This is a genomic window from Paraburkholderia sp. J8-2 (assembly GCF_905220195.1).
GTDB lineage: Bacteria > Pseudomonadota > Gammaproteobacteria > Burkholderiales > Burkholderiaceae > Paraburkholderia.
This window is the reverse complement of sequence record NZ_CAJMZA010000002.1, coordinates 383,182-408,892: the sequence shown is the minus strand read 5'-3', so window position 1 is coordinate 408,892 and position 25,711 is coordinate 383,182. Positions and strand designations below refer to the sequence as shown.

The 25,711-nt window shown below is 64.8% G+C and carries 25 protein-coding genes; 19 read left to right on the top strand and 6 right to left on the bottom strand.

Translation table 11 applies throughout. The features are described from left to right. Positions 1–5: 5 nt before the first annotated feature. Positions 6–476: a tRNA (uridine(34)/cytosine(34)/5-carboxymethylaminomethyluridine(34)-2'-O)-methyltransferase TrmL gene (trmL, locus tag U5A52_RS07105; RefSeq protein ID WP_321934359.1), complete on the bottom strand. Its 471-nt coding sequence runs from the start codon at positions 474–476 to the stop codon at positions 6–8. A gap of 42 nt (positions 477–518) precedes the next feature. Then, positions 519–1,280, bottom strand: coding sequence for a ComF family protein (locus tag U5A52_RS07100; RefSeq protein ID WP_415773663.1), 762 nt, complete (start codon positions 1,278–1,280; stop codon positions 519–521). Positions 1,281–1,448: 168 nt separating this feature from the next. Here U5A52_RS07100 and U5A52_RS07095 point away from each other — a divergent pair, with 168 nt between their 5' ends. From U5A52_RS07095 to U5A52_RS07060, 8 genes are all read left to right on the top strand, one after another. After that, positions 1,449–2,444: a methyltransferase domain-containing protein gene (locus tag U5A52_RS07095; RefSeq protein ID WP_321907608.1), complete on the top strand. Its 996-nt coding sequence runs from the start codon at positions 1,449–1,451 to the stop codon at positions 2,442–2,444. A gap of 267 nt (positions 2,445–2,711) precedes the next feature. Beyond that, positions 2,712–3,188, top strand: a complete 477-nt coding sequence (locus tag U5A52_RS07090) for a DUF2244 domain-containing protein (RefSeq protein ID WP_158756827.1) — start codon at positions 2,712–2,714, stop codon at positions 3,186–3,188. Between the two features lie 89 nt (positions 3,189–3,277). Next, the gene (coxB, locus tag U5A52_RS07085; protein ID WP_321907610.1) at positions 3,278–4,930 is read left to right on the top strand and encodes a cytochrome c oxidase subunit II; all 1,653 of its coding nucleotides are present in this window, start codon (positions 3,278–3,280) and stop codon (positions 4,928–4,930) included. 177 nt (positions 4,931–5,107) lie between these two features. Further along, entirely contained in the window at positions 5,108–6,721 is a 1,614-nt protein-coding gene (gene ctaD, locus U5A52_RS07080; RefSeq protein WP_321934358.1) for a cytochrome c oxidase subunit I, read from the top strand. 148 nt (positions 6,722–6,869) lie between these two features. Further along, positions 6,870–7,010, top strand: coding sequence for a cytochrome oxidase small assembly protein (locus tag U5A52_RS07075; protein ID WP_321934513.1), 141 nt, complete (start codon positions 6,870–6,872; stop codon positions 7,008–7,010). Positions 7,011–7,050: 40 nt separating this feature from the next. After that, positions 7,051–7,629, top strand: coding sequence for a cytochrome c oxidase assembly protein (locus U5A52_RS07070; RefSeq protein ID WP_321907614.1), 579 nt, complete (start codon positions 7,051–7,053; stop codon positions 7,627–7,629). A gap of 100 nt (positions 7,630–7,729) precedes the next feature. Then, a complete protein-coding gene (locus U5A52_RS07065) occupies positions 7,730–7,891 on the top strand; it encodes a DUF2970 domain-containing protein (protein ID WP_373682561.1) in 162 nt (53 codons plus the stop codon). Positions 7,892–7,993: 102 nt separating this feature from the next. Continuing rightward, positions 7,994–8,851, top strand: a complete 858-nt coding sequence (locus tag U5A52_RS07060) for a cytochrome c oxidase subunit 3 (RefSeq protein WP_321907617.1) — start codon at positions 7,994–7,996, stop codon at positions 8,849–8,851. Between the two features lie 143 nt (positions 8,852–8,994). Here the strand turns inward: U5A52_RS07060 and U5A52_RS07055 are convergent, their stop codons facing one another. Further along, positions 8,995–9,204, bottom strand: a complete 210-nt coding sequence (locus U5A52_RS07055) for a twin transmembrane helix small protein (RefSeq protein WP_028201826.1) — start codon at positions 9,202–9,204, stop codon at positions 8,995–8,997. Positions 9,205–9,309: 105 nt separating this feature from the next. Here U5A52_RS07055 and U5A52_RS07050 point away from each other — a divergent pair, with 105 nt between their 5' ends. The 11 genes from U5A52_RS07050 to nagE all read left to right on the top strand — a co-directional run bounded on the left by U5A52_RS07050 (position 9,310) and on the right by nagE (position 22,526). Continuing rightward, positions 9,310–10,116 (top strand): SURF1 family protein, encoded by an 807-nt coding sequence (locus U5A52_RS07050; RefSeq protein ID WP_321934356.1) that lies wholly within the window; start codon positions 9,310–9,312, stop codon positions 10,114–10,116. Between the two features lie 104 nt (positions 10,117–10,220). Further along, positions 10,221–10,877, top strand: a complete 657-nt coding sequence (locus U5A52_RS07045; RefSeq protein WP_321934355.1) for a cytochrome C oxidase subunit I — start codon at positions 10,221–10,223, stop codon at positions 10,875–10,877. A 38-nt stretch (positions 10,878–10,915) separates the two neighbouring features. Next, the gene (locus U5A52_RS07040; RefSeq protein WP_321907623.1) at positions 10,916–12,025 is read left to right on the top strand and encodes a COX15/CtaA family protein; all 1,110 of its coding nucleotides are present in this window, start codon (positions 10,916–10,918) and stop codon (positions 12,023–12,025) included. Between the two features lie 9 nt (positions 12,026–12,034). Beyond that, positions 12,035–12,940, top strand: a complete 906-nt coding sequence (gene cyoE, locus U5A52_RS07035; RefSeq protein ID WP_321907624.1) for a heme o synthase — start codon at positions 12,035–12,037, stop codon at positions 12,938–12,940. 4 nt (positions 12,941–12,944) lie between these two features. Next, positions 12,945–13,586, top strand: coding sequence for an SCO family protein (locus U5A52_RS07030; protein ID WP_321934354.1), 642 nt, complete (start codon positions 12,945–12,947; stop codon positions 13,584–13,586). A gap of 185 nt (positions 13,587–13,771) precedes the next feature. Next, positions 13,772–14,584, top strand: coding sequence for a MetQ/NlpA family ABC transporter substrate-binding protein (locus U5A52_RS07025; RefSeq protein ID WP_321907627.1), 813 nt, complete (start codon positions 13,772–13,774; stop codon positions 14,582–14,584). Positions 14,585–15,108: 524 nt separating this feature from the next. Continuing rightward, positions 15,109–15,843 (top strand): GntR family transcriptional regulator, encoded by a 735-nt coding sequence (locus U5A52_RS07020; protein ID WP_321934353.1) that lies wholly within the window; start codon positions 15,109–15,111, stop codon positions 15,841–15,843. 94 nt (positions 15,844–15,937) lie between these two features. Then, entirely contained in the window at positions 15,938–17,041 is a 1,104-nt protein-coding gene (gene nagA, locus U5A52_RS07015) for an N-acetylglucosamine-6-phosphate deacetylase (RefSeq protein WP_321907631.1), read from the top strand. Next, on the top strand, positions 17,034–18,041 hold the full coding sequence (locus tag U5A52_RS07010) for an SIS domain-containing protein (protein WP_321934512.1): 1,008 nt from the start codon (positions 17,034–17,036) through the stop codon (positions 18,039–18,041). Before nagA ends, U5A52_RS07010 begins: the two co-directional genes overlap by 8 nt. A gap of 12 nt (positions 18,042–18,053) precedes the next feature. Continuing rightward, on the top strand, positions 18,054–20,645 hold the full coding sequence (gene ptsP, locus U5A52_RS07005; protein ID WP_321934352.1) for a phosphoenolpyruvate--protein phosphotransferase: 2,592 nt from the start codon (positions 18,054–18,056) through the stop codon (positions 20,643–20,645). 120 nt (positions 20,646–20,765) lie between these two features. Then, positions 20,766–22,526, top strand: a complete 1,761-nt coding sequence (nagE, locus tag U5A52_RS07000; RefSeq protein WP_321934351.1) for an N-acetylglucosamine-specific PTS transporter subunit IIBC — start codon at positions 20,766–20,768, stop codon at positions 22,524–22,526. A gap of 83 nt (positions 22,527–22,609) precedes the next feature. On the opposite strand, the gene cydB is transcribed toward nagE, so the two are convergent. The 3 genes from cydB to cydP are packed head-to-tail and all read right to left on the bottom strand — an operon-like array spanning position 22,610 to position 25,659. Next, complete coding sequence (gene cydB / locus U5A52_RS06995) at positions 22,610–23,746, bottom strand: cytochrome d ubiquinol oxidase subunit II (protein WP_321934350.1); 1,137 nt, start codon at positions 23,744–23,746, stop codon at positions 22,610–22,612. A 37-nt stretch (positions 23,747–23,783) separates the two neighbouring features. Then, positions 23,784–25,370 (bottom strand): cytochrome ubiquinol oxidase subunit I, encoded by a 1,587-nt coding sequence (locus U5A52_RS06990; RefSeq protein WP_321934349.1) that lies wholly within the window; start codon positions 25,368–25,370, stop codon positions 23,784–23,786. Continuing rightward, on the bottom strand, positions 25,357–25,659 hold the full coding sequence (gene cydP, locus U5A52_RS06985; protein WP_321907643.1) for a cytochrome oxidase putative small subunit CydP: 303 nt from the start codon (positions 25,657–25,659) through the stop codon (positions 25,357–25,359). Before cydP ends, U5A52_RS06990 begins: the two co-directional genes overlap by 14 nt. Positions 25,660–25,711 lie beyond the last annotated feature (52 nt).

The window sequence follows — 25,711 nt, the reverse complement described above, 5'->3', positions numbered from 1 at the left end:
TTGCTTTATTCGCCCCCTTCGAACCCGGCCTGACGCCACGCTTCGAACACCACGACCGCGACCGTGTTCGAGAGATTCAGGCTGCGGTTGCCCGGCCGCATCGGCAGCCGTACGCGTTGCGGTGTTTCGAAGCGCTCGAGCACTGCATCGGGCAGGCCGCGCGTTTCCGCGCCGAACACGAACCAGTCGCCGGGCTGGAAGGCGTGCGAGTGAAAGCGGCCCGAGCCTCGCGTCGTGAACGCGAACATGCGTGCCGGATCCGGTGCTTCTTTGGCGATGAAGGCGTCCCAGTTGGCGTGGACGTGCATCTGCGCGTATTCGTGGTAATCGAGGCCCGCGCGGCGCAGCTTCGTGTCGTCGAGGGGGAAGCCGAGCGGCTCGATCAGATGCAGCCGCGCTCCGGTGTTCGCGCACAGGCGAATCACGTTGCCGGTGTTCGGCGGAATTTCGGGTTCGACGAGAACGACGTTGAACATGGCGATAAAACTCTCTCGATGTCTTGAATAGTGTGAGGCCGATCAGTCTTTCGGCGTGCGCAGTGCGACAAAATTCGTCACGCGCCGTGCGCCGGCGGCTTTGAGCGTACGTGCGAGCGCGTCGAGCGTCGCGCCCGAAGTCATCACGTCGTCGACCACGCCCACATGCTGGCCGCCAAGTGGCCGCGTGAGCGCGAACGCCCGGCCGACATTGCGGCGGCGCGTTTCGCGATCGAGCTTCGATTGCGGCGCCGTATGCAGAATGCGTCGGACGAGCGTGGCGTCCGCGTGCGTGCCCAGGCGCCGTGCGAGCGGCCGCGCGATCTGCCAGGCCTGGTTGTAGCCGCGCTCGATCAGGCGTTCGCGCGAGAGCGGCACCGGCACGACGATCTCGGGCATGCCCTGTTCGTCGGACATATCTTGTGCGGCGAGCGCGAGGCGTCGCGCGAATTCCTCGCCGAGCGCGAGGCGCGCGCGAAACTTCAGGCCCCGCGCGAGCAGGTCGAGCGGCGCGCGATAGTCGGCGAGCGCGAGCGTTGCGTCGAATGCGGGCGGCGCGTCGACGCAGGCCTCGCAGCGGTAGCGTGCGCGCGCCGCCGCACCGCGCCTGTGCGCGAGCGGCATGGCGCAGACCGTACAGCGCAGCCGTGGCTCATTCCAGTACGCCGCATCGCAGCACACACAGAGCGTGGCTCGCGTCAAATTGCCGCATAATGGGCACAGATTGGGCAGCACGAAGTGGGCAAGCCGTGACGGCAGCGCCCGCGCCTGTCGACAGACGCGCGCAACAACCGCATGACGAATGCGGTGCGGTGCGTGGTCCGAAGCGGTCGGCGTGACACGCGGTGGATTGCGTGGCTCACGTGAAATAGGGCGCGGCGGCATCGAAGGACGGCCCGGGCAGCGGGCTCGCGTGACTGAAAGGAAAGGAGTGAGCGAGTATACTTCGCAGACTTCGCCAATACGACCGACATGTCCCCGTCTCCCGCAAGAACTGGCCGTCCGGACTATGACACCCGGCACCTGCGGCGCATCTTCGATCGCCGCGCGGCGACTTTCGACGACGTTGCGTTCCTGCCGCGTGAAATCGCGCAACGCATGCGCGAGCGCCTCGAATACATCAAAGTGAATCCCGCGGCCGTGCTCGACATCGCGTGCGGCCAGGGTGACGATCTGCCCGGCTTGCGCGAGCGCTTTCCCGAAGCGCCCGTGTTCGGCACCGATCTCTCCCTCGCCATGCTGCGCCGCGCCCGCGAGCACGACGCCCCCGACACGAGCTGGCGGCGCTTTCTGCCCGCATCGGTTGGCCGCGCGCTCGGCTCGCGCGGTCCGCGTGTTGCGCAGGCCGACTTCGCGGCACTGCCGTTCGCGCATGACGCGTTCGAACTGCTGTGGTCGAATCTCGCACTGCATTGGCATCCGCGCCCCGACCTCGTGTTCGGGGAGTGGCAGCGCGTGCTCAAGGTCAACGGGCTGCTGATGTTCAGCACGCTCGGGCCCGACACGCTCAAGGAGTTGCGCGGCGCGTACGCCGAGGTCGAAGCCGCGCACGGCGTGCCGACGCGCGCGCACGTGATCGATTTCGTCGACATGCACGATCTTGGCGACATGCTCGTCGAGAACGGCTTCGAGATTCCGGTGATGGACCAGGAAACGCTCACCATCACCTACAAGACGCCGGAAAAGCTGCTCGCCGATGTGCGCCGCTGGGGCGCGTATCCGTTCGAGCGCCACGGCGATGGCGAGGGTGAAAGCGGCGGTACGCACGGCGCGCGGCGCCTGCACCGTGCGCTCGTGGCCGCGCTCGAGGCGCGCCGCCGTACGGATGGGCCGCACGCGGGCACGATCCCGCTGACCTTCGAGATCATCTACGGCCACGCGTGGAAGGCCGTGCCGCGCATGACCGCCGAAGGCCATGGCATCGTGCGCATCGAAGACATCGGCCGGGGTCCGGCAAGGAATCGGTAACGTGGTAAGGGGGCTTTCGTTATGCCTGAAATTAGCGCCTGAAAAGCCCCTGGAAAATGCTTGAAAAATCGCTGCAAGGCCCGTCTGGCATGGGTTTGCGGGCGATTGATGCTTGCTTGTGAGGGCTGGGGATCGCGCCTATAATGCGTCAGTTTGCTGCACGGAAGGGTCCCCAAAATCCATTGTGGCAAGTCCAGATGTTCCCGTAGTTGTGCGAGGCGCAGCGCGGCGATAGTCTGGCGAAGTTGCAAGTGGGGGAGGCGAGCGATGCAGGCGCCTGATCTGCTGGCGAGTCCGGAGCCGGTCCTGAAAGACTGGACCATGAAGCGCAACTGTTCGGTTTCGCCCAGGCAATTCGTGTTCTTCTATGTTTCGCTGGCGCTGGTTTCCATCGCGATCGCCGTTCTGTTGTTGATCCACGGCGCCTGGCTGGTTTTGCCGTTTACCGGTATCGATCTGTTGGTAGTAGGCGGCGCTTTTGTCATTTATGCGCGCCATGCTGTCGATTACGAACGTATCAGGCTTTATCCGAACCGGCTGGTGATCGAACAGATGAGCGCCGACGCGCTCACGCAGTTCGAATTCAATCCCCGCTGGGTCCGGGTCGAGCCGGGCGCGACCCCACGCGACCCGGTGCGTCTCGTGTCCCGCGGTCAGGCGGTCGCTGTCGGGTTGCATCTGCCGCAATATCGGCGTGCGCAGTTCGCGCGGGAACTGCGTGCATGGCTTGCGCGCGCGGGTTAATGCGCGGCGCGTGAGTTGCCCGGTTGGCGGTATGAGCGTCCCAGGGGGCGCCCTGGTTGCAAAACCTTCCTGCGGGGTCGAGGGTTTGAATGGAAATTATGGGTAAGGAAGCTATGAAAACAATCAAGCGAGCCCTCCAGGGCGTGCTGGCGTGCAGCGGATTCCTCGTCGCCGGCGCGGCACTCGCAGTCGGAGACAGCCCAGGCGGCCCTGCGGTGAACGAGATCAATTTTCAGCCGCCCGTCACGCGCATCGCCGAAGAGCTCTACAGCCTCCACATGATGATGCTGCTCTTGTGCGCCGTGATTTTTGTCGGCGTGTTCGGCGTCATGTTCTATTCGATCTACGCGCACCGTAAATCGAAGGGCCACAAGGCGGCTCACTTCCATGAGAGCACCACGGTCGAAATCATCTGGACGGTGGTGCCGTTCATCATCGTCGTGCTGATGGCGCTGCCCGCCACCAAGGCCGTCGTGGCGATGAAGGACACGTCCAACGCCGACCTCACCGTGAAGGTCACGGGCTACCAGTGGAAATGGGGCTACGACTACGTGAAGGGGCCGGGCGAGGGCATCAACTTCCTCTCCACGCTCAGCACGCCGCGCTCCGAGGTGAACAACCGGGTGCCGATCACCGATACGTATCTGCAGGAAGTCGACAATCCGCTCGTCGTGCCGGTGAACAAGAAGATCCGCATCATCACGACGGCCAACGACGTCGTGCACTCGTGGTACGTGCCCGCATTCGGCGTGAAGCAGGACGCAATTCCGGGCTTCGTGCGCGACACGTGGTTCAAGGCCGACAAGGTCGGCACCTATCGCGGCTTCTGTACCGAACTGTGCGGCAAGGAGCACGCATTCATGCCGGTCGTGGTCGAGGTGCTCTCCGACGACGACTATGCAAAGTGGGTCGATACGCAAAAAGCGAAGATGGCCGCCGCCAACGACGACCCGAACAAGACCTACACACTGGCTGAGCTCAAGGAGCGCGGCGAGAAGGTCTATGCGTCGAACTGCGCGGTGTGCCACCAGCCCACCGGCAAGGGCGCGGGCGCGTTCCCGGCGCTCGACGGCAGCAAGGTGGCCAATGGCCCGGTTGCCGAGCACGTGAGCATCGTCCTGAAGGGCAAGAACGCCATGCCTTCGTGGGCGCCCACGCTCAACGACGTGGAGATCGCCTCGGTCATCACGTACGAGCGCAACGCGTGGGGCAACCACACTGGCGACATTCTGCAGCCGCGCCAGGTGGCCGACGCGCGCAACGGCAAGATGCCCGAGGGCGGCGACCATACCGCCGCGGCGGGTGCGGGCGGCGCGAGCGACGCGGCTGCGGCTAGCGGCGCGCAAGAGGCTAGCGGCGCTGCCGAAGCGAGTGGGGCCAGCGGTGCGGCAGCGGCAAGCGGCGCCGAACAGGCGCCGAGCGCGGCGGCACTGCCGGCAAGCGTGTACTTCGAAGTGGGCAAGAGCACGCTGCCCGCCGACGCGAAGGACGCCATCCAGGCTGCAGCCGACTACGCGAAGGCGCATCCCGACGCGAAGTTCACGCTCTCGGGCTACACCGATGCGAGCGGCAACGCCAGCACGAATGCGGACCTCGCCAAGCGCCGCGCGCAAGCCGTGCGCGACGCGCTGAAGGCGGCAGGCATTGCTGAAGACCACATCATTCTGAAGAAGCCGGAAACGATCACGGGCGGCGCGAACGCGAAGGAAGCGCGCCGGGTGGAGATCAGCGCGGCGGCCTGAGCGGTCGCCACGCCAGTACGGCAAGCAGCACAGACGCAGGACAAGCGCTGCGCGAGCACATAACAAAGCAGGCAAACGCTGCAGCAAGAGACGCAAGGCCATTCGCTTTCGCAATCATTTTGCAAGGGATCGCAGTCAGCGCATCAGCGTGAGGCGGCGATCGACAGGAGATAAGACATGTCTAGCATCGGACACGATGTAGCTGGAGGGCACGGCCACGTGCACGGCGACCACGCGCACGCCACGCCCCACGGCTGGCGCCGCTGGCTGCTCGCGACGAACCACAAGGACATCGGAACGCTGTATCTGCTCTTCTCGTTCGTGATGTTCCTTTCTGGCGGCGTCATGGCGCTCGCGATTCGTGCGGAACTGTTCGAGCCGGGCATGCAGATCATGCGCCCCGAGTTCTTCAACCAGCTCACCACGATGCACGGCCTGATCATGGTGTTTGGCGCGATCATGCCGGCGTTCGTGGGCTTCGCGAACTGGATGATTCCGCTGCAGATCGGCGCCTCGGACATGGCGTTCGCGCGCATGAACAACTTCAGCTTCTGGCTGCTGCCCGCCGCCGCGTGCCTGCTGGTCGGCTCGTTCTTCTCGCCGGGCGGCGCGACCGCAGCGGGCTGGACGCTCTACGCGCCGCTCTCCACGCAGATGGGCCCGGGCATGGACTTCGCGATCTTCGCGGTGCACATCATGGGCGCCTCGTCGATCATGGGCGGCATCAACATCGTCGTGACCATCCTGAACCTGCGCGCGCCGGGCATGACGCTCATGAAGATGCCGATGTTCGTGTGGACCTGGCTCATCACCGCCTACCTGCTGATCGCCGTGATGCCGGTGCTCGCAGGCGCGATCACGATGCTGCTGTTCGACCGCCACTTCGGCACGAGCTTCTTCAATGCGGCAGGCGGCGGCGACCCGGTCATGTACCAGCACATCTTCTGGTTCTTCGGGCACCCCGAGGTCTACATCATGATCTTGCCGGCGTTCGGGATCGTCTCGCAGGTCATCCCGGCGTTCTCGCGCAAGCCGCTGTTCGGCTATAGCTCGATGGTGTACGCCACGGCGTCGATCGCGATTCTCTCGTTCATGGTCTGGGCGCACCACATGTTCGCGACCGGCATGCCGGTCACGGGCCAGCTCTTCTTCATGTACGCGACGATGTTGATCGCCGTGCCCACGGGCGTGAAGGTGTTCAACTGGGTCGCCACGATGTGGCGCGGCTCGCTCAGCTTCGAAACGCCGATGCTGTGGGCAGTGGGCTTCCTGATCGTGTTCACGTTCGGCGGCCTCTCGGGCCTGATGCTCGCCATGGCGCCGCTCGACATCCAGTATCACGGCACCTATTTCGTGGTGGCGCACTTCCATTACGTGCTGGTGGCGGGATCATTATTCGCGTTGTTCTCAGGGTGGTACTACTGGGCGCCAAAATGGACCGGCTGGATGTACAACGAAATGCGCGGCAAGATCCACTTCTGGTGCTCGCTGATCTTCTTCAACCTCGCGTTCCTGCCGATGCACTTCGTCGGTCTCGCCGGGATGCCGCGCCGCTATGCCGACTATCCGGCCCAGTTCACGGACTGGAATCAGGTGATCACGATCGGTGCGTTCGGCTTCGGCCTTTCTCAGGTGTACTTCCTGTTCGCGGTGGCGCTGCCCGCATACCGCGGCGGCGGCGAACTGGAGAAAGCCGGCGACAAGCCGTGGGACGGCGCAACCGGCCTCGAATGGACCGTGCCGAGCCCGGCCCCGTTCCACACGTTCGAGAATCCGCCGACGGTCGAATGAGTCGTTGAGTTTGTGGCGTCCGGCTGCGCACAGCCGGACGCGAACGAAGCCCGCGGTCTCAACGCAGTCTTCGCGCAGTGTTCACAGCAGCACGCACAAGAGGCGATTCACGATGCAAGGAGAAGCCGCGGCCAGCCGCGTTGCACGTATGACCCGGGATCCACAAAAAAGACGTACGCCCGAGCAGGTCCGCGCGGGCAATCTGCGGCTCGGCCTCATTCTGCTGGCCGTCGTAGTCGGCTTCTTTGTGGCTGCCGTCGTCAAGCAGGTGTATTTCCCCGGCCACTAACGCGAAGTGCGTTTGCCGGAAGATCGTTCGAGGAAGTCCGATGTCCACGCAAGCTGGAAATGATCGCGCATTCAACCGGTCGATGCTCATCAAGCTCGTCGTCGTGGCGCTGCTGATGTTCGGTTTTGGTTTTGCACTGGTGCCGATGTATCGGGCGATTTGCCAGGTCACGGGCATCAACAACCTCGTGCAGCGCGATACCACGGAGCGTGAGGCGCGCAACACGCAGGTGGACATGACGCGCACGATCTCGATCGAGTTCGACGCGAACGCGCGGGGCCTCCTCGGCTTCAGGCCGGAGCAAACGAGCCTCGACGTGCATCCGGGCGAAGTCATGACGGTGATGTACGACATTTCGAACAACGAAGGACGTACGATTGACGCGCAGGCCATTCCGAGCTATGCGCCGAAGCAGGCGACGGAGTACTTCCGCAAGATCGAGTGTTTCTGCTTCACGCAGCAAACCTTGAAGGCGAACGAGACGAAGCGCATGCCGGTGGTGTTCGTGATCGACCCGAAGCTGCCGAAGGACGTGAAGACGATCACGCTGTCGTACACGTTTTTCGAGTTGAACAAACCGGCCGTGCCGCCGCCGCCGAAACAGTCGGCGGGAGCATGAGGCTCTGGCAACGAAGCCAGGAGGCGAAAGGCGCATGAGCGACGAACGCGGCGGCGCAGGTTCAGGGCCGGCGAAGAAGAAGGGCGGCATCCTGCAGGTGATGAAGGCGGTGGCGTGGTCCTTTCTCGGCGTGCGCAAACGCGCCGACCTCGAAGACGACGCCGCGAACCTGCACCCCGTGCAGCTGATCATCGCGGGCATCATCGGCGCAGTGCTGTTCATCGTCGTGCTGCTCTTGATCGTGCACGCGGTGGTGGGATGAGCCTGGCGCGCGCAACGTCGCGCGATGCAGAGAATAACGACGACACACTCGGGTACAAGCAGCCGGCGATGTCCGGTGCAACTGGAAATTGGAGAAACAGGCATGAGCGGCCAAAACGATAGCCCGTACTACTTCGTACCGCACCCGTCGCGGCATCCGATCAGCGCGTCCATTGGGCTTCTGGTCATGCTCTCCTCGCTCGCATCGTGGATCAACGGCGAGTCGTGGGGACCGATTGGCGTGCTCGCCGGCCTGCTGTGGCTGCTCTTCACGCTGTGGCACTGGTTCGGCGACGCCATCGCCGAATCCGAAGGCGGCATGTACGGCAAGCGCGTCGACGTGTCGTACCGCTGGAGCATGAGCTGGTTCATCTTCTCGGAAGTGATGTTCTTCGGCGCGTTCTTCGGTGCGCTCTTCTACGCCCGTGCGATCGCCCTGCATCAACTCGGCAGCCTCGATTACAAGCTAATCTGGCCGGACTTCTCGGCGGTCTGGCCGAACACCGGTCCTGCGGCACTGGTCTCGCACTTCCGCTCGATGACGCCGTGGCCCGTGCCGACCATCAACACGGCGCTGCTGCTTTCCTCGGGCGCGACGCTCACCGTTTCGCACCACGCGCTGCGCGACAACCATCGCTCGAAGGCCATCGCGTGGCTCGCCGCGACGATCGTGCTGGGCGTGTGCTTCCTGTTCCTGCAAGCGTTCGAGTACATCCACGCGTACGGCGAACTGAACCTCACGCTCGCTTCGGGCATCTACGGTTCGACGTTCTTCCTGCTCACGGGCTTCCACGGCTTTCACGTGTTCCTGGGCGGCACGATGCTGACGGTCGTGATGATCCGGCTCATTCGCGGTCACTTCACGGCGGAACATCATTTCGCCTTTGAAGGCGCGGCATGGTACTGGCACTTCGTTGACGTGGTGTGGCTCGGCCTCTACGTCGTCGTGTACTGGCTGTGACGCGTGTTGCGCCGCGCAGGCCGCGGCGCTTGCACAGAGAAGGGATGAGAATGAAACAAGGCGCCGCCCGACCTCGTCGGCGCGGCGCCTTGTGTTTTGAGCAGTGGATTTGCGCTGCGGTGTCCGGTGACGGCCAGCTTCGCTCAGCGGCCGTAAGGAATCCCGGTGGACTGAATCCAGCCCATCCAGTGCGCGAACAGAATGAACAGAAAGAGCGAGATCGACAGACCCACGCGCGTGGCGAGCGACCAGACCATCCGCTTGGTGCGGCCCCGGTCGTGCATCATGAAGTAGAGCGCGGAGATCATGCTCGCGATGATCAACGCGAACGCAACGGGGACGAGTATGTGCATGAAGTTCACGGAATTTGGCATGCCTGAAAACGCCTGTCTCATTATCGCACCGTGCCACACGGCGCGGGGTTCGATCACTTGTATGTTTCGCATCGGACGTGCCCAATGAAATTCAGGCTCGTCCCCGCATTGCTCATCCTGATCGTGATGGCCGTGACGATCCGGCTCGGCTTCTGGCAGCGCGACCGCGCGCATCAGAAGGAGGCGCTGCAGGCGCAAATCACGCAGTACGAATCGTCTACGCCGCAACCGGTAGGTGCCACACCGCTCGCGCTGAAGGCCATTGAGTTTCATCGCGTGCGTGCGACAGGCACATTCCTGCCCGAGCGCGTGGTGTATCTCGACAATCGTCCCTATAACGATCAGCCGGGCTTTTATGTCGTGATGCCGCTTAAACTCGAAGGCGGTGGCTACGTGCTGGTGAATCGCGGCTGGTTGCCGCGCAACATAGCAGACCGCGCCACAATCGCGCCCTATGTCACGCCGGCAGGGCCGGTCGTCGTGGAAGGCATTGCGCGCGCGGATGCCTCGCGTGCGTTCGAACTGGGTGCGGGCGGCTCTGCAGCGCATCAGAAGATACGGCAGAATCTCGGCGTCGCTTCCTACGCAGCGGAAACCGGGTTGCCGCTGCAACCGTTCGTGATCCAGCAAACCGGCTTCGTGCCGGCCTTCCAGGATGGGCTCGTGCGCGACTGGCCGGTGCCGAATACCGACGTCGAGCGCAACTACGGCTATATGCTCCAGTGGTGGGGCATGGCGCTCGCGGCCCTCGGGTTCGGTCTTTTTGCGGCTCGTAAAGCAGGGAAAGGCGCAGGCAAAGCCGCTGCGACAAAAGAGCGCACCGAAGGCGAGGTCAGGCAGGACGCCGAAGCGCCCGGAAGGCAAAACGCTGGCAGCGCGAAGGACGCCTGATGATTGGTCGGACGAATCAATTCCGTTCCGACACGATCCGGACAATGGCGCTGCACGTGCAGCACATGGACAACTGAAAGCGACAGAAGCGAGGTTCCACGAGAGTGTCGACGCAATCCCCCCGTTCCGCCCAGGTCGCACAGCCGGCCGCCACGCCCGCGCAGAAAGACGCGCACAAGGACGCAAAGCGGCGTGGCCGCTGGACGCTGCTCGCCATCGCGCTGATCTGCGGCGCGCCTATCGCAATTTCGTACTTCACGTACTACGTGATCAAACCGAAGGGCGGTACAACGAGCTATGGCGCGCTCATCGAGCCGCAGCGGCCCATTCCCGACGCGCTCATGGTGACGGGCGACGACGGTCACGAAGTGCCGCTCGCCTCGCTCAAGGGCCGCTGGCTGATGATCTCGGTGAACGGCGGCGACTGCGACGAAGCGTGCGCCACGAAGCTCTACTTCATGCGCCAGGTGCGCGCGACGCAGGGCGCGGAGCGCGAGCGCGTCGTCACGGTCTGGCTGCGCACCGACGACGCAAGCGTTCCCGCGAAAGTGAAGGGCGCCTACGCCGACACGCGCATGCTGCGCACCGATCCGGTTGCGGTCGCTGCGTGGCTGCCCGCCACGCAAACGTCGAAAGACACCGACCATATCTATCTGGTCGATCCGAACGGCAATCTCATGATGCGATTCCCGGCGAATGCCGATCCGTCGAAAATCAAACAAGACGTCACTAAACTGCTCAAGTGGTCCCGCATCGGTTAAGGTGCGCAGCGCGAGTCTGACAGAGAAGAGTAATAGAGATGTTTATCCTGGAGCTGGGCCTGATTGGCCTGTGCATCGCGTTGCTGCCGCTCTCGTGGGTCTGGGTGAAGGCCGACGACAACAAGTTTCGCAAGCTCGTGTGGCTTACGACGTTCATGACGCTCGACCTTGTGATGTTCGGCGGCTTCACGCGCCTGACCGACTCGGGTCTCGGTTGTCCCGACTGGCCGGGTTGCTATGGCACGTCGTCGCCGTTTATCGCGCATGCGCAAATTGCCGCAGCGCATCTCGCCATGCCGAGCGGCCCCGTGAGCATGTCGAAGGCGTGGATCGAGATGATCCACCGTTATTTCGCCATGGCGATCGGGGTCCTGATCATTGCGCAGATGGCGATTGCCTGGCGCGCGCGCATCAAGCGCCTGCCGCTGCACGTGTCGCCGTGGTGGCCCACCGCGCTGCTCGGGCTGATTCTCGTGCAGGGCGTGTTCGGCGCGTGGACGGTGACGATGAAGCTGCAGCCCATCATCGTCACGACGCACCTCCTGCTTGGCCTCACGCTGCTCGGCTCGCTCGCGTGGCTTGGCGCGCGCATGACGCCGCTGCCCGCGTACGAACCCGACGCCGCGCGCTGGCGCGTGGCCGCGCTGGCGGCGCTCGTGCTGCTCGTCGCGCAGATCGCGCTGGGCGGCTGGGTGAGCACGAACTACGCGGTGCTCGCCTGCACCGACTTCCCGACCTGCAACGGCGCATGGATTCCGCCGATGGATTTCCATCACGGCTTCCATCTCTGGCGCGCGCTCGGCATGGACGGCAACGGCGACGTGATCACCCAGGACGCGCTCGTTGCGATCCACTGGACGCATCGTACGTTCGCGTTCGTCGTAATCGCTTATCTGGTATGGTTCGCCCTCAAGTTGCGACGCTATGCCTCGCTGCGACGCCCGGCAAATTGGATCATGATCGTGATCCTCATCCAATTTCTGACAGGGCTTTCTAACATCGTGCTGCAGTGGCCGCTGCCCGTGGCAGTGGCGCACAACGGTGGCGCGGCGATCCTGCTGCTTTTGGTCGTCGTGCTAAACTTTCGAATTGCTTGTAGCCGCCCCGGCCGCGCCGTTCTCCCTGCGCGCGACACCGCTGCGGTGTGACCCCGCCCTATGGAAAGTACAACCCTATCCCAGACGCCCGGTAGCCGGATTTCCCAATATCTCGCGCTCACCAAGCCGCGCGTCACGCAACTGGCCGTGTTTTGCGCCGTCATCGGCATGTTTCTCGCCGTGCCGGGCATGGTGCCCTGGAAACAGCTGATCGGCGGCACCGTCGGTATCTGGCTCACGGCCGGCGCGGCCTTCGCGATCAACTGTCTGGTCGAGCAAAAGGTGGATGCGCGCATGCGTCGCACTGCCTGGCGTCCTTCGGCACGCGGTGAGATCACGAGCACGCAGATCCTGATCTTCTCGGCGGTGATCGGTGGCATCGGCATGTGGGTGCTGTACACGTTCGCCAATCCCCTGACCATGTGGCTCACGGTGGCGACCTTCATCGGCTACGCGATCATCTACACGCTGCTGCTCAAGCCGGCCACGCCGCAGAACATCGTGATCGGCGGCGCCTCGGGCGCCATGCCGCCGGCGCTCGGCTGGGCCGCTGTCACGGGCCACGTGCCCGGAGACGCCTGGATTCTCGTGCTGATCATTTTCGTGTGGACCCCGCCGCACTTCTGGGCGCTCGCGCTCTACCGCCGCAAGGACTACGAAAACGCCGGCCTGCCGATGCTGCCCAACACGCACGGCGAGAAGTACACGCGTCTGCATATCCTGCTCTACACCGTGATCCTGTTCGCGGTCACGCTGATGCCGTACATCTCCGGCATGAGCGGCGTGGTGTATCTGGCTTCGGCCGTGCTGCTCGGCGCGGTGTTCCTCGCCTACGCGTGGAAGATCTATGTCGAGTATTCCGATGCACTGGCGCGCAAGACTTTCCGCTATTCGATCGTCTACCTCTCGTTACTGTTCATGGCGCTGCTCGTCGACCATTACGTGCATGCGCTCATCGCTGCGTAACGATATGGCCCACCGCACGCTTGCGCGCTTCGTGCGCGCCACGGTTGTGACGCTTGCCGCCGCAGGCGCACTTGGCGGCACGCTGGTTCTGGAGGGCTGCGGCCAGCAGCCTCCCTCGTTCACGAACCTCGACATTACCGGCAACACGCAGTTCGGCAAGGACTTCGCGCTGCCCGACACGAACGGCAAGACACGCACGCTCGCCGACTTCAAGGACAAGGTGGTCGTGCTGTTCTTCGGCTACACGCACTGTCCGGACGTTTGCCCGACCACCATGGCCGAGCTCTCGCAGGCGCTCCAGCAACTGGGGCCCGATGCGGCGAAGCGCGTGCAGGTGCTGTTCGTCACCGTCGATCCCGATCGCGACACCGCGCAGATCCTGGGCCAGTACGCGGCTGCGTTCAACCCGACCTTCATTGGGCTGCGCCCGGCGAGCGAGGACCAGCTCAAGCAGGTGGCGAAGGACTTCCGCGTGTACTACGCGAAAGTGCCCGGCAACACGCCTGACGGCTACACGATGGACCATACGGCCGCGAGCTACGTGTTCGACACGACCGGCAAACTGCGCCTGTTCGCGCGCGACGGGCAGGGCGTCACGTCCTGGCTGCACGATCTGAAGATCCTCCTCGGCTCGAATCCCGACTAAGGGACACCTTGCGCGTTCGCCGCGAAAGGGCGAACGCGCGCCTCAGAGTCGCGCTGGCATACCAGTATGCGAATTCATTATTTCCAGCAACCGGCGCCATATGAGACGATTTATATCGTCCGGCAGACGGCGCATAACGCCGCGTGACCGGAGCAACAACAAAACCACGCAGGAACATCACCTCCATGCAGCGCAGAAATCTGATTAAAGCACTCCTCGCCGGCGTCGCCGCCACCACTCTCGCAGTCAGCTTCGGCGCCCACGCCGACGACCAGGTTATCCGGGTCGGCACCGTTTCGGGTCCGGACGCACAGGTCTGGGCCGTCGTCCAGAAGGTTGCCAAGCGCGAAGGTCTGAACGTCAAGGTCATCGAATTCAACGACTATGTGCAGCCGAACGCCGCGCTCGACGCCGGCGACCTCGACGCCAACAGCTTCCAGACCGGCCCGTACCTCGACAGCCAGATCAAGCAGCGCGGCTACAAGCTCGCGAACGCGGGCCTCACGTACATTTCGCCGATCGGCGTGTACTCGAAGAAGCTCAAGTCGCTGAACGATCTGCCGCAAGGCGCGAAGGTCGCCGTGCCGAATGACCCGTCGAACGAAAACCGCGCGCTGCTGCTTCTGCAGAACAAGGGCTTGATCAAACTGCGCGCTGGCGCGGGCACGAACGGCAACAACGCCACGCCGCTCGACGTCGCAGAGAACCCGAAGAAGATCAAGCTCGTCGAACTGGACGCCGCGCAACTGCCGCGCGCGCTCGGCGACGTGGACGCCGCTGTGATCAACACGAACTATGCGCTGGCCGCCGGCCTGCAGCCGACCAAGGATGCCATCGCCATCGAGGACATCCACAGCCCGTACGCGAACCTGATCGCCGTTCGCACCCAGGACAAGGACAAGCCGTGGGTGAAGAAACTGGTTGCCGCCTACCAGTCGGAAGACGTGCGCCAGTTCATCAAGAACGAGTTCAAGGGCTCGATGGTTCCGTCGTTCTAAGGCACATTCGAGAAGCGGCTGCCTGCGTCTCACCCGAGGCGGGAGCCCAGCAGGACCCGAACGCCGTGGCGAAAGTCACGGCGTTTTTTATTGCGCGTGCCGTATCGGGATTGTTTGAAATTGAGGATCGCACCGCGCGGGTTTGATGTGACTCAATTGAGACGCTAGGGAATCGCTCGAGTGCGCGCTATCTTTCCTGCCGAAGTCACACGCTGGTCCTACGGCGGTACTACGGTGGGCTATGTCAGATAACGTGTTGATGCCACTTTGGTCCCATTGCGGAGCCCACGATTGCTTTCCAGGGTAAATCCCGATGCTTGGCTATCACCGGCTGGAGCCTTATGCGTTCGTGCAACACATTGATTTAAAATGATATTTTTCGATGCATTGCGACGGCCTTGCATCTGTTGATTGGTCTTATTGTGGTTATATAATGGGCTCGCTTTCGCACCGGACCAATCGGCATTGCCAGGTAACATGCCCGTCCGGCCCCCCACGATCGTCCAACCGCTGGCGCCAAGTCCATGGAAACCCGTTGGTCTGCCCTGATGCCCGATGCGCGCAATGTGACGCCGCTCTATCTGCAGCTGGCGCGCAACCTTGCTACGGCTATTCACTGCGGCGTGTGGTCTGCCGGCGAGGCTCTGCCCTCGGAGCGCACGCTGTCGGACGCCATCGGCGTGTCGCGCATCACCGCGCGCAAGGCGATCGAGCTGCTCGTGGAGCAGGGACTGATCCGGCGCGCACGCGGCGCGGGCAGCTTCATCACGCCGCGCGTGGAAGATCCGCTTTCGCGCCTCACGGGCTTCACGAAGAAAATGGAGCAGCGTGGCTTCACGCCCGACTCGGTATGGCTCGCGCGCGAGGTACGGCCCGCGCACCGCGAGGAGATCGTGCAGCTCGGCCTTTCGCCGGGCGCCTCGGTCACGAGCCTGCGCCGGCTGCGCCGCGCCGACGGCACCGTGATGGCCGTCGAGCATTCGGCGCTGCCCGTCTCGATCGTGCCGGACCCGGAAGCAATCGAGGGCTCGCTGTATTCGTATCTGGAGCAGCGCCGCGTGCCCGTGGTGCGCGCCCTGCAACACTTTCGCGCGGTCAACGCGACGGGCGAGATCGCCACGCTGATGGGCGTCGAGCCGCGCGCGGCGCTGCTCGTCATCACACGCGTGGGCTTTTCCGCCGATCAGCGCGCCATCGAGCTGACCGACACTTATTGCCGCGACGGCTATTACGACTTCGTTGCGGAGTTGCGCCAATGAGCGCCCCGCGGGAACGGAACGCCGCCGCACACTCTCTCATGCACGTCACCGAAACGTCCTATCGCGCTTTGATGCGCCTCATCGGAAAACTCTCATGCTGAGCGGAAACATACTCACCCCTGAAGGCTGGATCCACGGCACGCTGTCGTTCGAGAACGGACGCATCACCGCGATCACGGGCGAGGCCACCGATCCGGCGAAGAACGACGAGCCCTATATCCTGCCAGGCTTCATCGACCTGCACGTGCACGGCGGCGGCGGCGCCGACGTCATGGAAGCCGGCGACGCGATCGAAACCATCGCGCGCACGCACGCCCGCTACGGCACCACGAGCTTGCTCGCCACCACCATGACCGCGCCGCGCGACGAACTGATGAACGTGGTCGCGGGCCTCGGCAACGTCACGCGCAATCGCACGGCGGGCGGCGCGCGCGTGCTGGGCGTGCACCTCGAAGGCCCGTACATCAACCCCGGCAAGCTCGGCGCGCAGCCCGACGCCGCCGTTTCGGCCGTGCTCGACGAAGTGCTCAAGTACCTCTCGATCGCGCCGATTCGCGTCGTGACGGTGGCGCCCGAGATCGCGGGCCATATCGAGATCATCGGCGAGATGGCGGCGCGCGGCGTGCGCGTGCAGATCGGCCACTCGCTCGCGACCTACGACGACGCCGTGGCCGCGCTCAAGCACGGCGCCTGCGGCTTCACGCACCTCTTCAACGCGATGTCGCCGCTGCATCATCGCAATCCGGGCGTGGTCGGCGCGGCGCTTGCGCACGCCGAGTACGCGGAGATCATTCCCGATTTGCTGCACGTGCATCCCGGTGCGATCCGCGCCGCGCTGCGCGCCATTCCGCGCCTTTATGTGGTGACCGACAGCACCTCGGCCACCGGCATGCCCGACGGCGAATACCGCCTCGGCAGCCAGCACGTGACGAAATGCCTCGGCGGCGTGCGTCTTGCAGACGGCACGCTCGCGGGCAGCACCCTCACCATGGACCAGGCGCTGCGCAACCTCGTCTCGATCGGCCTGCCGATCGCGGACGTGTCCGCGCGCCTGTCGCGCTATGCCGCCGACTACCTCGGCATCGAAGACCGTGGCCGCCTCGTGCGCGGCGCATGGGGCGATGTCAACGTGTTCGATCGCGAGCTGGCGCTCACCGCGACCTACGTCGAAGGAGAATCGATTGTCGAATATGCTTAAAGAAGCGCTGGCCTCGGCCGGCGTCGTCGCCGCGCAGCTCGCGGACACTTCGCGCGTCGAAGCGCTCGCCCGCGCGCTCGAGGCCGAGCCGCGCCACGTTGCGCTCACCGTCGCGCGCGGCAGCTCGGACCACGCGGCGAGCTACTTCGCAGCACTCACCATGAGCCGCATCGGTGTGCCGGTGGCCACGCTGCCGATGTCGATCGCCACGCTCCAGCAGGCGCCCTTACGTGTGCGCGGCCAGTTTGCCCTCGCTTTCTCCCAATCGGGTAGGAGTCCTGATCTCGTCGCGACGATCAAGGCGCTGCGCGAAGCCGGTGCGCTGACGGCGGCAATGGTCAACGTCGCGGGCTCGCCGCTCGCCGAGGCCGCCGGCACGGAACTGCCGCTGCTCGCCGGCCCCGAGCTGAGCGTGGCGGCCACCAAGAGTTATATCGCGATGCTCGCGATGTCGGCGCAGCTCGTCGGTTTCTGGCAGCGCGACGCCGCGTTCCTCGACGCCGTGCGCGCGCTCCCCGACGCGCTCGGTCGCGCGGGCACGCTCGACTGGTCGAAGGCCGTGGAAGAGTTGCGCGACGTCAAACAGATGATTGTTATCGGCCGTGGTCCGGGTCTCGCGATTGCGCAGGAAGCGGCGCTCAAGCTCAAGGAAACGTCGGGCATTCAGGCCGAGGCGTTTTCGAGCGCCGAAGTGCGGCACGGCCCGATGGAGTTGATCGACCGCGATTACCCGCTGCTCGTGTTCGCACCGCGCGGGCCGGAGCAGGCGGGTCTGATCGAGTTTGCACGCGACATGGAAAAGCGCGGTGCGCGCGTGCTGCTCGCGGCGCCCGCCGACGTACACGGCGCAGCGTTGCCGCTCGAAACGGCTGCCGATGCGGCGCTCGATCCCATCGCGGCCATTCTGTCGTTCTACGTAATGGCGGCGGGCCTGGCGGCCGCGCGCGGGCGCAATCCCGACGAGCCGCGTTACCTGAACAAAGTCACCGAAACCCACTAGATTGGAAAGCGAATGGAACGCATCGAGGAGTCTCGCCTGATGGATCCGCATACTCGCGTCGAGGGGCACATCGTCCTGGTTTCGCCGCTCACCGGGCCGGTCGTGCCGCTCGCGTCGGTGCCCGACCCGGTGTTCTCGGAAGGCTTGTTCGGCGACGGCATTGGCGTCGACCCGCTCATCGGCCGTGTCGTCGCGCCGTGCGACGGCATCGTCGCGCATCTCGCGCGAACCGGCCACGCGGTGACGCTGCAAACGGCCGAAGGCGCACAGGTGCTCGTGCACGTCGGCATCGACACCGTCGAGCTGAACGGCAAGGGTTTCACGACAAAAGTCGCGCAGGGCGCGCAGGTGCGCCGCGGCGACACGTTGATCGAGTTCGATCTCGACGTGGTGGCGTGCAATGCCCCGAGCCTCGTCTCGGTGGTCGCGATCGCCAATTCGGATGCATTCGAAGTGGTCGAGCGCGCGGGCGCGGGCCACGTCGAAGCGGGCAAGTCCGCGCTGCTCGTGCTGCGCGTGCGTGACGGCGCAGAGATCAACACGGCCCACGAACTGGTTGCGAACGAAGTGCGCCGCAGCGTGACGCTCACGCATGCGGGCGGCCTTCATGCGCGACCGGCGGCACGGGCGCGCGAAGCGGTGCGCGGCATCGACGCGCGCGTCGAGGTCCGCTTTGGCGAACGCAAGTCCGCCATCGAAAGCGTCGTGGGCTTGCTGGGCCTCGGTGCGGGCGAGGGCGCGACCATTGAACTCGTCGGCATCGGCCGGGAGGCGCAGCGCGCCGTGGACGCCGTGGCAAACGAGCTCCTGCGCGAAGCGCCCGGTGAGGGCGGCGAAGCGCCGGCGCGGCAGCAGTCGCCCGCGCCCGTGATGCAGGAAACCGCCGCCGCGGCATCCACCGCCGAGCCGGGCGTGCTCGCGGGCGTGTGCGCGGCGCCGGGCGTCGCGGTGGGCAAGCTGGTGCGCTGGGACGAAGCCGAACTCACGCCGCCCGAACTCGCGAGCGGCTCATCGGCCGCGGAGAGCCGTCTGCTCGACCAGGCGATCGCCGCTGTGGACGCCGAACTGAACCAGAGCGTGCGCACGGCTTCGCAGCGTGGCGCGATTGGCGAGGCGGGCATTTTCACGATGCACCGCGTGCTGCTCGAAGACCCGACGCTCGTCGACGCCGCGCGCGACGCGATCAGCCTTGGCAAGAGCGCGGGCTACGCGTGGCGTGAAGCGATTCGCGCGCAGATCGTGGTGCTTGGCAAGGTGGACGACCCGCTGCTCGCGGAGCGTGCCGCCGATCTGCGCGACCTCGAAAAGCGTGTGCTGCGCGCGCTCGGTCTCTCGAACACGGCCGCGCGCACGCTGCCCGAAGAAGCCGTACTCGCCGCCGACGAATTCACGCCTTCCGATCTCGCAACGCTGGACCGCAAGCGCGTGATGGCGCTCGTGATGGCGCGCGGCGGCGCGACCTCGCACGCGGCGATCATCGCGCGCCAGGCCGGCATTCCGGCGCTCGTCGCGCTCGGCGACGCGCTTCACTCGGTGCCTGAGGGCACGGAAGTCGTCATCGATGCGCTCGCAGGCCGCTTTGCCTACACGCCGAGTGCGCTCGACATCGAACGTGCACGCAGCGAGAAGCAGCGCCAGGCCGGCGTGCGCGAAGCGAACCGCCGCACGTCGCACGAGGCCGCTGCCACGCGCGACGGCCATGCAGTGGAAGTCGCCGCGAACATCGCGACGCTGGAAGATGCCAACACGGCGGTGGAGAACGGTGCGGACGCCGTGGGTCTGCTGCGCACGGAACTGCTGTTCATCCATCGCCAGGCTGCGCCGACGGTGGAGGAGCATCTTCAGAGCTACCAGGCCATCACGGACGCACTCGCGGGCCGCACGGCGATCATCCGTACGCTCGACGTGGGCGCCGACAAGGAAGTCGACTATCTGACGCTGCCGCCCGAGCCGAACCCGGCGCTGGGTCTGCGCGGCATTCGCCTTGCGCAGGTGCGGCCCGATCTGCTGGACGACCAGCTGCGCGGCCTCCTTGCCGTGAAGCCGGTTGGCAAGGTGCGCATCCTGTTGCCGATGGTGACCGACGTGGGCGAGCTTGTACGCCTGCGCGAACGTATCGATACGTTCGCACGCGAAGCGGGCCGCACCGAGCCAATCGAAGTGGGCGTGATGATCGAGGTGCCCTCGGCTGCACTGCTCGCGGATCAGCTTGCGCGCCATGCGGATTTCCTCTCGATCGGCACCAACGATCTCACGCAGTACACGCTCGCGATGGACCGCTGCCAGCCCGATCTCGCGGCGCAGGCCGACGGGCTGCATCCGGCCGTGCTGCGTCTCGTGGCAGCGGCGGTCGAGGGCGCGAACAAGCACGGCAAGTGGGTGGGCGTATGCGGTGCGCTGGCGGGCGATCCGCTCGCGGTGCCGCTGCTCATCGGCCTCGGTGTGACGGAACTCTCCGTCGATCCGGTTTCCGTGCCCTCGATCAAGGCGCGCGTGCGCAAGCTCGACTACAACGATTGTCGCGAGCGCGCTAAAAATGCGCTCGCGCTCGAATCGGCGCAAGCCGTGCGTGCGGCAAGCCGCGAAATCTGGCCGCTCGATTGATGGTTTCTGTTTCACCCACCCTAAGCAATCCTTAAAAACACGCCGGTGTGCGCAGCGATCGCGCGCCGGCCTCTCTCACCCACACACGTCAAGCAAGAGATAGAGACTGGAGGCAGTTCAATGGATGGCAATCCGTTTCTCAAGATACAAAGCCTCGGCCGCGCGCTGATGCTTCCCATCGCAGTGCTGCCGGTCGCCGGCATCCTGCTTCGCTTCGGCCAGGCCGACATGCTCAACATCAAGATCATCGCCGACGCGGGCGGCGCGATCTTCGATAACCTGCCGTTGCTGTTTGCGATCGGCATCGCCGTGGGCTTCGCGAAGGACAACAACGGCGTAGCCGGCCTCGCGGGCGCGCTGGGCTATCTGGTTCAGACCGCCGTGATGAAGGACATCAACGACAAGCTCAACATGGGCGTGCTGTCGGGCGTGGTGGCCGGTGTCGTCGCGGGCATGCTGTACAACCGCTTCAAGGACATCAAGCTGCCCGAGTTCCTCGCGTTCTTCGGCGGCAAACGCTTCGTGCCGATCGTCACCGGGCTCACGTGTCTCGTGCTCGGCATCGTGTTCGGCTTTGTGTGGGGACCGGTGCAGGGCGTGATCGACACCGCCGGCCACTGGCTCACCACGGCGGGCGCGATCGGCACCTTCGTGTACGGCTTGCTCAACCGCCTGTTGCTTGTCACGGGTCTGCACCACATCCTCAACTCGCTCGTGTGGTTCGTGTTCGGCTCGTTCACGCCGGCAGCCGGCGGCGCTGCCGTCACGGGCGACCTGCACCGCTTCTTCGCGGGCGACCCCACGGCGGGCAGCTTCATGGCCGGCTTCTTCCCGGTGATGATGTTCGGCCTGCCGGCAGCGTGCCTCGCCATGCTGCACGAAGCGCCGAAGGACAAGCGCGCGATGGTGGGCGGCCTGCTGTTCTCGATGGCGCTCACCTCGTTCCTCACGGGCGTGACCGAGCCGATCGAGTTCACGTTCATGTTCCTCGCGCCCGTGCTCTACGCGATCCATGCGGTGCTCACGGGGCTGTCGCTGGCGATCTGCTCGCTGCTTGGCATCAAGCTCGGCTTCACGTTCTCGGCGGGCGCGATCGACTACGTGCTGAACTACGGGCTCTCCACGCATGGCTGGTATGCGATTCCGCTCGGTGTGGTCTATGCGGTCGTGTACTACGGGCTGTTCCGCTTCTTCATCCGCCGCTTCAACCTGCCCACACCGGGCCGCGAAGCCTCGGCGGGCGATACGGCCATCGCCTCGACGATGTCGGGCGTTGCGGTCGCGGCTGGCGGCGCGGCAACGGCGGCGTCGCTCTCGCGTGCTGCGCGCTACATCGATGCGCTCGGCGGCGCGGCCAACCTCAAGGTGGTCGACGCGTGCACGACGCGTCTGCGTCTCTCGGTGGTCGATCCGGCCCATGTTTCGGAGCCGGCGTTGAAGGCAATCGGTGCGCGCGGCGTGCTCAAGCGCGGCGGCGAAAGCGTGCAGGTCATCATCGGGCCGGAGGCGGATATCATCGCCGATGAAATTCGCGGCGAGATCGCGCGTGGCGGTGCCGCGGCCAGCAAGCCGGCTGCTGCAGCGCAAGCGGTTCCGGCTGCTCATGCTGTTCAGGCCGAAGCGAGCGCTGCTGTCGCGCAGGGCCCGCTCGATCCGAATCCGTCGCGCTGGCTCGCGGTATTCGGCGGCGTCGCCAACATCGTTTCGCTCGACGCGGTAGCGGCCACACGCTTGCGCGTGATCGTGCGCGATCCGGCTGCCGTGGATCGCGAGAAGCTCGCCACGCTCGACGTGGCGTGGATTTCGGCGGATACGCTGCACATCGTGGTCGGCGACGCCGCGCCGCGTTATGCACGTGAACTGGCGCTTCAGCCTGCGTAATCGATTCGCGGTATGCCGATGAAAAACGCCGCAGCGTATGCTGCGGCGTTTTTGTTTTCGGTGTCTCTAAACGGCATCGACGCTTAGTACAACGTATGCTGATTGTCGCGTATGACGTCAGCGGTAATCTTGCCGCGCATGACGCGATAGACCCATGCCGTATAACCGAGCACGATCGGCAGGAAGATGATGACGGCAACGAGCATGATCTCGAGCGTCATCTTGCTCGAAGTCGCGTCCCAGACCGTCAGGCTCGAACGCGGGTCGAGCGACGAGGGCATGATGAACGGAAACATCGAGAAGCCCGCGGTGAGAATCACGCCGACGATCTGCAGCCCCGTGCTCAGGAACGCAAGCCGTTCGAAGCGTGAACCCGCGAGTGTGAACGCGAGCAAGCCGCCAAGCACGCCCAGGACAGGGGCGAGCGCCATCCACGGATAGAGCCCGTAGTTCGCGAGCCAGAGCCCCGGCCCGGAATCGACGCTCTTGAGGAGCGGATTGGCCACCGTGTCGAGAGGCGCGGGCGACGTGATCGTATAGCCGCCGATGAGCGTCGCCACGAGCGCGCCCGCCACGAGGAACAACACGATCGTGAGCCCCGCGAACAGGCGCAGCGCCTTCGAGGCGCGCATCGCGACGACGCCATCGCTCTTGAGCTTCAGGAACGCCGCGCCGTGCGCGGTGAGCATGCAAAGACTCACCAGCCCGCAGACCAGTGCGAACGGATTGAGGAGGGCAAAGAAGCTGCCGTGATACGTCACGCGCAGGTCCGTGTCATAGGCGAACGGCACGCCCTGGAGCAGATTGCCGAACGCCACTCCGAACACGAGCGCGGGCACGAAGCCGCCGATAAAGAGGCCGTAGTCCCAGCCCTGACGCCATCTCACGTCCACGCGCTTGCCGCGATAGTCGAAGCCCACGGGCCGGAAAAACAGCGCGAAGAGCACGAGCAGCATGGCGAAGTAGAAGCCCGAGAACGACGCCGCATAAGCGAGCGGCCAGGCGGCGAACATCGCGCCGCCCGCGGTGATGAACCAGACCTGGTTGCCTTCCCAGGTCGCGCCCACCGTGTTGATGACGATGCGGCGTTCCTCGTCGGTCTTGCCGACGAAGGGCAGTAGCACGGCCGCGCCCATATCGAAGCCGTCGGTAAGCGCGAAGCCGATCAGCAGCACACCGATCAGCACCCACCAGATCAACTTGAGCGTTGCGTAATCCATGGCGTGTTCCCTCGCGGTTTTCGTTGTCTAGCGCCGATCACGTGACCTTGCCGTCGGTCGCAAGCGTCGCCGTCTGCTCGTGGAAGTAACGACCGGTATGCAGCGACGACGGCCCGAGGCGCGCGTACTTGAACATCAACGTGATCTCGATGATGAAGAGCACCGTGTAGAAGATTACGAAGCCCGCGATGCTCAGCATCACGTCGCCGGGCGCGAGGCTCGAAGCCGAAAGGCGCGTGGGCAGCACCTCCGCGATGGTCCATGGCTGGCGCCCCGTTTCCGCGACGACCCAGCCGAACTCGGCGGCGAGCCACGGCAGCGGGATCGCCACCAGCGCCCAGCGGAGGAACCAGCGGCGGTTTTCCTTGAGCAGCGAGCGCTGCGCGCAGAACCAGAAGGCGAGCACGAAGGTCACGAGAAAAAGGATGCCAAGGCCGACCATCACGCGGAACGACCAGAACACGGGGGCAACGGGCGGGATCGCGGTTCTGGACGCGGCCCTGACCTGCTCGGAGGTCGCATCGACGACGTTCGGCGTGAACTGCTTCAGGAGCAGGCCGTAGCCGAGGTCGGCCTTGTGCGCTTCGAACACGTCGCGCGTTTCGGTGTCGGCGGTGCCTTCTTTCATCTTCTGCAGCGCGGCGTACGCGAGCATGCCGTTGCGGATGCGCACTTCGGCGCGGCCCATCAGGTCTTTCAGGCCGATCACGGGTGTGTCGATCGAGCGCGTGGCGATGATGCCCATGAGCCAGGGAATGCGGATCGCGTAGTCGGTGCGCTCTTCCTTCTGGTTGGGCAGGCCGAACAGCGTGAACGGCGCCGGGGCGGGCGCGGTCTCCCATTCGGATTCGATGGCGGCGAGCTTGACTTGCTGCACGACGCCGTCGGTGTAGCCCGATTCGTCGCCGAGGATCAGCACGCACAGCGTGGACGCAAGGCCAAAGCCCGCGGCGATCGCGTACGAGCGCAGTGCGAACTCCACATCGCGCCGGCGCAGCAGGTACCACGACGAAATGCCGAGCACGAACATCGACGCCGTCACGTAGCCGGCGGAAACCGTGTGCACGAACTTCACCTGCGCGACGGGGTTGAAAATCACATGGAACAGGCTGGTGAGTTCCATGCGCATGGTTTCGTAGTTGAACGCCGCGCCCACGGGGTTCTGCATCCAGCCGTTGGCGATCAGAATCCATAGCGCCGAAAGATTCGAGCCGAGCGCGACGAGAAACGTGGTGAACAGATGCGCGCCTTTCGACAGGCGATTCCAGCCGAAAAAGAACAACCCGACAAAGGTCGATTCGAGGAAGAACGCCGCGAGCCCTTCCACGGCGAGCGGCACGCCGAAAATGTCGCCCACGTAGTGCGAGTAGTACGACCAGTTGGTGCCGAACTGGAACTCCATCGTGAGGCCGGTGGTGACGCCCATCGCGAAGTTGATGGCGAAGAGCTTGCCCCAAAACTGCGTCATGTCCTTGTAGATCACCTTGCCGGTCATCACGTACACAGACTCCATGATGACGAGCAGCCACGAGAGGCCGAGCGTGAGCGGCACGAAGAGGAAGTGGTAGAGCGCGGTGATGGCGAACTGAAGACGCGAGAGTTCCACCGATTCAATCGCGGGCATGACGGTCTCCTCGTTGTGGCGGCATGGCCGGAGGTTGGGACACGGACGGCTGGGGCCTTGATGCCGTGGGCACGGCCAGGATGGCCTGCGCGACAGCGGCAGGCGGCATGTTCATGTCTTCTGCCTGCGGGTGACTGAAGAATGCGTATTTGAGCGCCATCAGCAGGACAAGCTTGATGACGAGAACGAGGGCAATATCGCGCGCAAAGGTGGGGCCGCGCATCCACTGGAAGATGCGCGTGCGCAGCAACGACGGTGCGCGCTGGCGTTGACCGGATGCCGGGATCATGACGACGGGTGCCCTCGAACGCGTTACGAGGCCAGACCGCGGCGCGGCCTCT

Excerpts from the sequence above, each read along its gene's own strand:
- U5A52_RS07060 (WP_321907617.1), top strand. The coding sequence starts at position 7,994 with ATGAGCGGCCAAAACGATAGCCCGTACTACTTCGTACCGCACCCGTCG.
- U5A52_RS07020 (WP_321934353.1), top strand. The coding sequence starts at position 15,109 with ATGGAAACCCGTTGGTCTGCCCTGATGCCCGATGCGCGCAATGTGACG.
- U5A52_RS07030 (WP_321934354.1), top strand. The coding sequence starts at position 12,945 with ATGGCCCACCGCACGCTTGCGCGCTTCGTGCGCGCCACGGTTGTGACG.
- ctaD (WP_321934358.1), top strand. The coding sequence starts at position 5,108 with ATGTCTAGCATCGGACACGATGTAGCTGGAGGGCACGGCCACGTGCAC.
- U5A52_RS07095 (WP_321907608.1), top strand. The coding sequence starts at position 1,449 with ATGTCCCCGTCTCCCGCAAGAACTGGCCGTCCGGACTATGACACCCGG.
- coxB (WP_321907610.1), top strand. The coding sequence starts at position 3,278 with ATGGAAATTATGGGTAAGGAAGCTATGAAAACAATCAAGCGAGCCCTC.
- U5A52_RS07055 (WP_028201826.1), bottom strand. The coding sequence starts at position 9,204 with ATGCACATACTCGTCCCCGTTGCGTTCGCGTTGATCATCGCGAGCATG.
- cydP (WP_321907643.1), bottom strand. The coding sequence starts at position 25,659 with ATGATCCCGGCATCCGGTCAACGCCAGCGCGCACCGTCGTTGCTGCGC.
- U5A52_RS07050 (WP_321934356.1), top strand. The coding sequence starts at position 9,310 with ATGAAATTCAGGCTCGTCCCCGCATTGCTCATCCTGATCGTGATGGCC.
- U5A52_RS07040 (WP_321907623.1), top strand. The coding sequence starts at position 10,916 with ATGTTTATCCTGGAGCTGGGCCTGATTGGCCTGTGCATCGCGTTGCTG.
- nagE (WP_321934351.1), top strand. The coding sequence starts at position 20,766 with ATGGATGGCAATCCGTTTCTCAAGATACAAAGCCTCGGCCGCGCGCTG.
- trmL (WP_321934359.1), bottom strand. The coding sequence starts at position 476 with ATGTTCAACGTCGTTCTCGTCGAACCCGAAATTCCGCCGAACACCGGC.
- U5A52_RS07025 (WP_321907627.1), top strand. The coding sequence starts at position 13,772 with ATGCAGCGCAGAAATCTGATTAAAGCACTCCTCGCCGGCGTCGCCGCC.
- cydB (WP_321934350.1), bottom strand. The coding sequence starts at position 23,746 with ATGGATTACGCAACGCTCAAGTTGATCTGGTGGGTGCTGATCGGTGTG.
- U5A52_RS06990 (WP_321934349.1), bottom strand. The coding sequence starts at position 25,370 with ATGCCCGCGATTGAATCGGTGGAACTCTCGCGTCTTCAGTTCGCCATC.
- U5A52_RS07010 (WP_321934512.1), top strand. The coding sequence starts at position 17,034 with ATGCTTAAAGAAGCGCTGGCCTCGGCCGGCGTCGTCGCCGCGCAGCTC.
- U5A52_RS07075 (WP_321934513.1), top strand. The coding sequence starts at position 6,870 with ATGACCCGGGATCCACAAAAAAGACGTACGCCCGAGCAGGTCCGCGCG.
- cyoE (WP_321907624.1), top strand. The coding sequence starts at position 12,035 with ATGGAAAGTACAACCCTATCCCAGACGCCCGGTAGCCGGATTTCCCAA.
- U5A52_RS07070 (WP_321907614.1), top strand. The coding sequence starts at position 7,051 with ATGTCCACGCAAGCTGGAAATGATCGCGCATTCAACCGGTCGATGCTC.
- ptsP (WP_321934352.1), top strand. The coding sequence starts at position 18,054 with ATGGAACGCATCGAGGAGTCTCGCCTGATGGATCCGCATACTCGCGTC.
- U5A52_RS07090 (WP_158756827.1), top strand. The coding sequence starts at position 2,712 with ATGCAGGCGCCTGATCTGCTGGCGAGTCCGGAGCCGGTCCTGAAAGAC.
- nagA (WP_321907631.1), top strand. The coding sequence starts at position 15,938 with ATGCTGAGCGGAAACATACTCACCCCTGAAGGCTGGATCCACGGCACG.
- U5A52_RS07065 (WP_373682561.1), top strand. The coding sequence starts at position 7,730 with ATGAAGGCGGTGGCGTGGTCCTTTCTCGGCGTGCGCAAACGCGCCGAC.